General features: G+C 71.9%; 8 protein-coding genes. 6 read left to right on the top strand and 2 right to left on the bottom strand.

Going from position 1 to position 5,820, the window contains the following annotated elements:
• The 4 genes from mshB to ACY45C_RS16245 all read left to right on the top strand — a co-directional run.
• Nucleotides 1–871, top strand: an 871-nt coding sequence (gene mshB / locus ACY45C_RS16260) for an N-acetyl-1-D-myo-inositol-2-amino-2-deoxy-alpha-D-glucopyranoside deacetylase (protein WP_462188430.1), incomplete at its 5' end; no start/stop codon positions are given.
• A gap of 151 nt (nt 872–1,022) precedes the next feature.
• Entirely contained in the window at nt 1,023–2,027 is a 1,005-nt protein-coding gene (locus tag ACY45C_RS16255) for a S1C family serine protease (protein ID WP_462188429.1), read from the top strand.
• A gap of 116 nt (nt 2,028–2,143) precedes the next feature.
• On the top strand, nt 2,144–2,557 hold the full coding sequence (locus ACY45C_RS16250; RefSeq protein ID WP_462188428.1) for a DUF6113 family protein: 414 nt from the start codon (nt 2,144–2,146) through the stop codon (nt 2,555–2,557).
• Between the two features lie 157 nt (nt 2,558–2,714).
• Nucleotides 2,715–3,350, top strand: coding sequence for a flavin reductase family protein (locus tag ACY45C_RS16245; protein WP_462188427.1), 636 nt, complete (start codon nt 2,715–2,717; stop codon nt 3,348–3,350).
• 36 nt (nt 3,351–3,386) lie between these two features.
• Here ACY45C_RS16245 and ACY45C_RS16240 read toward each other — a convergent pair whose 3' ends face one another.
• Both ACY45C_RS16240 and ACY45C_RS16235 read right to left on the bottom strand, forming a co-directional pair.
• The gene (locus tag ACY45C_RS16240; RefSeq protein ID WP_462188426.1) at nt 3,387–4,388 is read right to left on the bottom strand and encodes a transglutaminase family protein; all 1,002 of its coding nucleotides are present in this window, start codon (nt 4,386–4,388) and stop codon (nt 3,387–3,389) included.
• On the bottom strand, nt 4,385–4,846 hold the full coding sequence (locus tag ACY45C_RS16235) for a putative acetyltransferase (protein WP_462188431.1): 462 nt from the start codon (nt 4,844–4,846) through the stop codon (nt 4,385–4,387). The genes ACY45C_RS16240 and ACY45C_RS16235 overlap by 4 nt, the downstream gene beginning before the upstream one ends.
• An 88-nt stretch (nt 4,847–4,934) precedes the next feature.
• Here ACY45C_RS16235 and fdxA point away from each other — a divergent pair, with 88 nt between their 5' ends.
• Nucleotides 4,935–5,258, top strand: a complete 324-nt coding sequence (gene fdxA, locus ACY45C_RS16230; protein ID WP_011438232.1) for a ferredoxin — start codon at nt 4,935–4,937, stop codon at nt 5,256–5,258.
• Nucleotides 5,259–5,317: 59 nt separating this feature from the next.
• Nucleotides 5,318–5,820 (top strand): aminotransferase class I/II-fold pyridoxal phosphate-dependent enzyme (locus ACY45C_RS16225; RefSeq protein WP_462188425.1); only part of this gene is annotated, 503 nt, incomplete at its 3' end.

The raw sequence follows: 5,820 nt of genomic DNA, 5'->3' as shown, positions 1-5,820 counted from the left end.
CCCCGATGACGAGGTGATCTCGACGGGGATCGCGCTTGCCTCGTACGCCGCCGCCCCCGACACCCACGTCACCCTCGTGACGTGCACATTGGGGGAGGAGGGAGAGGTACTGGTGCCCGAGCTGATCAATCTGCAGGCGGATCGGGGCGATCAGCTCGGCGGCTACCGGATCGGCGAGCTGGCCGGTGCCTGCGCCGCGCTCGGCATCACCGACCAGCGTTTTCTTGGCGGTCCCGGGCGTTGGCGGGACAGCGGGATGATCGGCACCCCTGCCAACGACCATCCCCGCTGTCTGTGGCGGGCGGACCTGGACGAGGCCGCGGCGGAGCTGGTGCGGATCGTGCGCGAGGTCCGGCCGCAGGTGCTCGTCAGCTACGACGCCCGCGGTGGTTACGGGCACCCCGATCACATCCGGGCCCACGAACTCACCCGGAGGGCCTTCACCGACGCCGCCGACCCGTCCTTCGCCCCGCAGGCCGGTCCGGCCTGGCAGGTCGCCAAGCGATACGAGACGGCGCTGGCGCGGTCGAGCGCCGTCGCGGGCTTCGAGTACTTCCGCGATTCCGCCGCTGAGAGCAGCCCGTTCGCGGGTCTGAAGTCCGTGGACGAGCTGGGGATGACGCTTGTCGACGATGCGGACATTACGACCGAGCTCTCCGCTCCCCACTTCTTCGAGGCGAAGATCGCCGCCATGCGGTCGCACCGGACACAGATGAGCGTCGACGGGTTCTTTTTCGCGCTCGCCGACGGCATCGGTCAGCGAGCCTGGAGTGTCGAGCACTTCGTGCTGGCCGAGGGCGCCCGGGGGCCGGGGGACGGTCCGGGCGGGCGGGAGCGGGACCTGTTCGCCGGTCTCGTGTGTGAGCCCTGATCGACTCCAACGCCCCGGCCCGCTGACGACCTGGCCCGCTCGCCCGCCCGCCGGCCGCGGTGGCACAGGCACCTCGGTGGGAATGTTCTGGACGGCCCCGTGTTCGTAACGCTGTAATCAATGTAAGTGTGGCGTCGGCCGAGGAGGTCGGATGCGGACCAGACGTGCCAGGGGAGACGGACCCGACCCGGCGCGGCCCGGCGGTTCCCCGCCGGTCGAGCCGCTGGACGCCTATTCCGCGGTCGTGACCCGGGTGGCCGCGGCGCTGACCCCGTCGGTGGCGAGCCTACGGGTGCGTACCCGGCGCGGCGCGGGGGCCGGTTCCGGGGTGGTGTTCACCGACGACGGGTTCCTGCTGACCTCCGCGCACGTCGTCGAGGGGCATCGGGCCACCTCCGGAGCGTCGGTCGGGCTGGCGCAGTTCGCGGACGGCACCGAGCGCGAGGTCGACCTGGTGGGTGCCGATCCGCTCTCGGACCTGGCCGTGCTGCGGGCCCGGGGCACGACCCCGCCGGCTGCCGTCCTCGGGGACGCCGCGGGTCTGCGGGTCGGCCAGCTCGTCGTGGCTGTCGGCAACCCGCTGGGGCTCACCGGCAGCGTGACCGCCGGGGTCGTCAGCGCCCTCGGCCGGTTGTTGCCGACCCGTTCGGGCTCGGCCGTGCGGGTGGTCGACGAGGTGATCCAGACCGACGCGGCCCTCAACCCGGGTAACTCCGGCGGGGCGCTGGTCACGGCCGACGCCCGGATGGTGGGGGTGAACACCGCCGTCGCCGGTGTCGGCCTGGGGCTGGCCGTCCCGGTGAACGACACGACGAGGAAGATCCTCGCCGCGTTGATGCGCGACGGCCGGGTCCGCCGGGCGTACCTGGGGGTCGCGGGGGCGGGTGTTCCGCTGCCGCCCGCCGTGGCCGAGCGGATCGGGCAGCGCCACGGTGTCTGGCTGGCCGAGGTGGTTGTCGGCAGCCCGGCCGGGATCGCCGGGCTGTTCACCGGGGATCTCGTCCTGTCGGTGGCCGGGACGCCCGTCGTCACCCCGGGTGATCTCCAGCGACTGCTGACCGAGGGCACGATCGGCCGGCCAGTGGAACTCACGGTGTGGCGGCGGGGCGCGTTGGTGGACGTGATCGTCGTACCCGCCGAGCTGGTGACCGCCTGAGGACCGGGCGGGCCCGGCGGACGATGTCCTACTGTCGGAGAATGCCCCGTCCCAGCGCCGGTCCCCGCCGGACGCCGCCCTCAACCCGGTTGCAACGACAGCCGGCGCGGCCGTCGTTGCAACCGTCCCCGGACCCGCAACCCGGCAGGGCCTTTCTGACCGCCTCCTACACACTGGGGGTATTTCTGGGGGTCGGGCTGGGTCTCTACGGCGTCTTCCTCGTTCCCGCCGGTCCGCGGCCGGGGGGGATGCTGCTGTCGCTCGGCGTACTGGTCGCGCTGGTGGGCAACGGGGGTGCCGCGCTGCTGGTGCGGTGGCTGACGGGCACCCGGCTGGGACCCACGACCGTGCTCATCGGCTGGGCCGTCGTCGTGCTGCTGTTCGCCAGTTCCCGCCCCGAGGGGGACCTGTTGTTGCGGGCGAGCGGATTCGGGTACGCGTTCCTGTTGCTCGAGGCACTGAGCCCGATCGCGGTCATCGTCCTCGCCGGGGCACGGCGGGGGCTCGCGGTGCTTCCTCCCGGTCGCTGAGCACCGGTCCGGTCACCCGGCCGTCCGGTCACCCGGTCGTCCGTCTCGCCCTGGGAGATGTCACCGGCTCTTGTGATGTGGGAGATGTCACCGGCCCTTGTGGACTGTCGCCCACGTGGTGAGCCCACGCGGTGAGCGGAGCGGGTAGCGTGGTCGGGTGGGCAGCCCTGCGCACCGTGGAGAGAACCGGGCCGGCGCGCCCGCCTCCCAGACCTCCCAGACCTCCCAGACCCTCCAGGCCGACCGGCCGACGCTGCGGACAGCGGACTTCCGCAGGGCGGTCGGCAGGTTCGCTACCGGAGTGACGGTCCTCACGACCGTCGCCGACGGTCGCCATCTCGGCATGACGGCGAACTCGTTCGTCTCGGTCTCCCTCGACCCGCTGCTGGTGCTCGCCAGCATCCGCCGGGACGCCCGCTTCCACGGTCCGCTCATGGCCTCGGGGGTGTGGGGAGTCTCGGTGCTTGCCGAGGACATGGCCGAGACGTCGCGCTACTTTGCGAAACGCGCGTATGACCAGCCCGGCGACATGTTCGCGGGATGGGAGCACTCGATCGGGCCAGAGACCGGAGTGGTCCTGTTCGACGGCGCGCTGTCGGTCTTCGAGTGCCGGACAGTCACGACCCATCCCGGGGGGGATCATACCCTCGTCCTCGGTGAGGTCGTCTCGTTCGCCCAGCCGCGGGACGATGTCGGACCGCTCGTCTTCTACGACGGGCGCTACCTCGACCCGGTGGGTGCGGATACGGGAGGAACAGAGGCGCGGAGGGAAACAGACGGTTCCCGAAGCTAACGGGCGATTCCCGAGGCGAGCGGGCGGTCTCCGGGGCTAGTTGAGCCGGGCGCGGGCCGCGGCGGCGGCTTGGCGGGCGGCCGCCGCGGCGGCCGGCTCGACCGCGGCCACCGTGTTGGCGAACGCGGCCAGATCGGTGGCCCCGCCGAGAAAGTCGCCCAACCGGACGCGGAGCTCGCCGCGCTCCCGGCGCAGGCTCGCCGGGTGGTGGGGGAGCAGCAGGGACAGCTCGACGGCCCACAGCCGCATGTGCGGCGCGTCCGAGCGCGCCCCGAGGACCCGGATGTTGCCGAGGATCCGGGTGAGCACATCCTGCGCGCTCATCGGAGCGAGGTGGGCACGGGTGAAGGCGAACCCGGCCGCGCGTACCTTTTCTGCGGCGTCGTGCACCGTCAGTAGCCGGCCGGCGGCGAACGGATCGACGAGCACGTGGTCCTGGGGGGAACCCACCGCGACCACGACGTGCCCCGGAAGCCCGACGGGATAGGCGGGGACCCCGAGCCGGGCGGCCACCTCGAGCCAGACGACGGAGAGCAGGATCGGCAGGCCGCGCCGCCGGCGCAGCACATCGGGGAGCAGCGAGGAGCGGAGGTCGGTGTAGTCGTCCTCGGCCCCGGCGAAGCCGGCGGCGAGCCCCAGGGACTCGTGCAGCGTCTCGGCGGCGATCCTCGGGTCGAAATCCCCCGCTCCCGGGCCGACCCCCTCCAAGCGCCCCGCCGCCTCGGATCCGGATCCCGGCTGTGCCTGCCCGGGCTGTGCCTGCCCGGGTGGTGCCTGCCCCGGTGCGCCGGTCTGGCGTGCCATCGGCGTACCGTGGTCGGCCCGGGGGAACCGGGACCGTCGGCTCGAGGTCGTCCGCGCGGCGAGCAGTGGACGGGCCTGCGCGGCGAGTGTGTCGAGGGCGTTCAGGGTGGCGGTGGCGTCGGGGGTGTCGGCTGCCGGGTCGACCTCGGCGGTGAGCAGATGGCAGGCGACCGCCAGGTCGATCGGCTCGCGGCGCACGACCTCGGCGAACCTGCCGCGGCTGCGGGTGCTCACGAGAGCTCGCTCGGAGCGTTCACGCCGGGGGCAGCCGCCTCCGGAGCAGCCGCTCCTGGTGGGGCAGCCGCCTTCAGGCCGGGCACCTTCGAATTGGGCGCCTCTGGATCGGGCGCCTCTGGATCGGGCGGGTCCGGGACGGTCGTCCCCAGGACAGTCGCCTCCGCGATAGTCGCCTTCGGGGTAGTCGTATTCGGGACAATCTCCGTGAGAGCCGTCGCACCCGGGACATTCCGCGTACGTCGTGTCGGTGGGCGGGGTGGGATGACGCGTGCCGCTACGACGGCATCCTCGGTAACCTGGACGGGTGTGCCCTCGGCAGTGACAACCGTGAGCACACCCGATGACCATGACCGCAACGTTCCGAGAACATCACTGAGGGATACCGGTCCGGGGATGCGGTGGCGGAGCATAACTCGCGCGCCGACATCGGCCGGAGTGATGCGGACGACATACACCACCAGCGCACGCCCTTGTTGTCGACACGGAACTGTCCAGGTCGATACTAAGGACTCAGTCGCCCGTGAGCCGGAGGAGGAAAAACCGGTGACCTACGTCATCGCAGAGCCCTGCGTCGATGTCAAGGACAGGGCCTGCATCGAGGAGTGCCCGGTCGACTGCATCTACGAAGGCGGACGGATGCTCTACATCCAGCCTGACGAGTGCGTCGACTGTGGTGCCTGTGAGCCGGTCTGCCCGGTGGAGGCCATCTACTACGAGGACGACGTTCCCGATCAGTGGAAGGGGTACACCGACACCAACGCGAACTTCTTTGAGGAGCTCGGGTCGCCTGGCGGCGCATCGAAGGTCGGCGCCTTGGACTTCGACCCGCCGACGGTCGCCGCGCTGGCTCCTCAGGGCGAGTCCTGAGCGGCCCTGGGAGACCCGGCAACATCTCCGGAGTCCCGCGGTCACCGGCCCGGTCCCGGGTGCGGCTGCCCGACTTCCCGTGGGACCAGCTGGTCTCCTTCAAGGAGAAGGCCCGGCTGCATCCCTACGGGTTGGTCGACCTCTCGGTGGGTACTCCGGTCGACGCCGCGCCGGCCGTCGTGCAGCAGGCGCTGGCGGGCTCCGCTGACGCTCCGGGGTACCCGCGGTCAGCGGGTACCCCGGAACTGCGCGAGGCGGCGGCCGGCTGGCTGGCCCGCCGGCTCGGCGTGCTCGTCGACCCGGGCGCGGTGCTGCCCGTGCTCGGGACGAAGGAACTGGTGGCTCAGCTCCCCGGTCAGCTCGGGCTCGAACCTGGTGACCGGGTGTGGGTGCCGACTCCGGCCTATCCGACCTACGAGGTCGGCGCGCTGCTCGCCCGCTGCGAACCGGTGGTGGGCCCGGCCGATGGGGTGACCCTGATCTGGTTGAACTCGCCGGGGAACCCGACCGGGCGGGTGCTCACGGTCGCCGAGATGCGCGCCGTGGTCACCTGGGCGCGGGA

It is taken from the genome of Frankia sp. CcWB2 (genome assembly GCF_977927585.1).
Note: the sequence above shows the minus strand (reverse complement) of the source record. Positions and strands in the feature narration are given on the sequence as shown.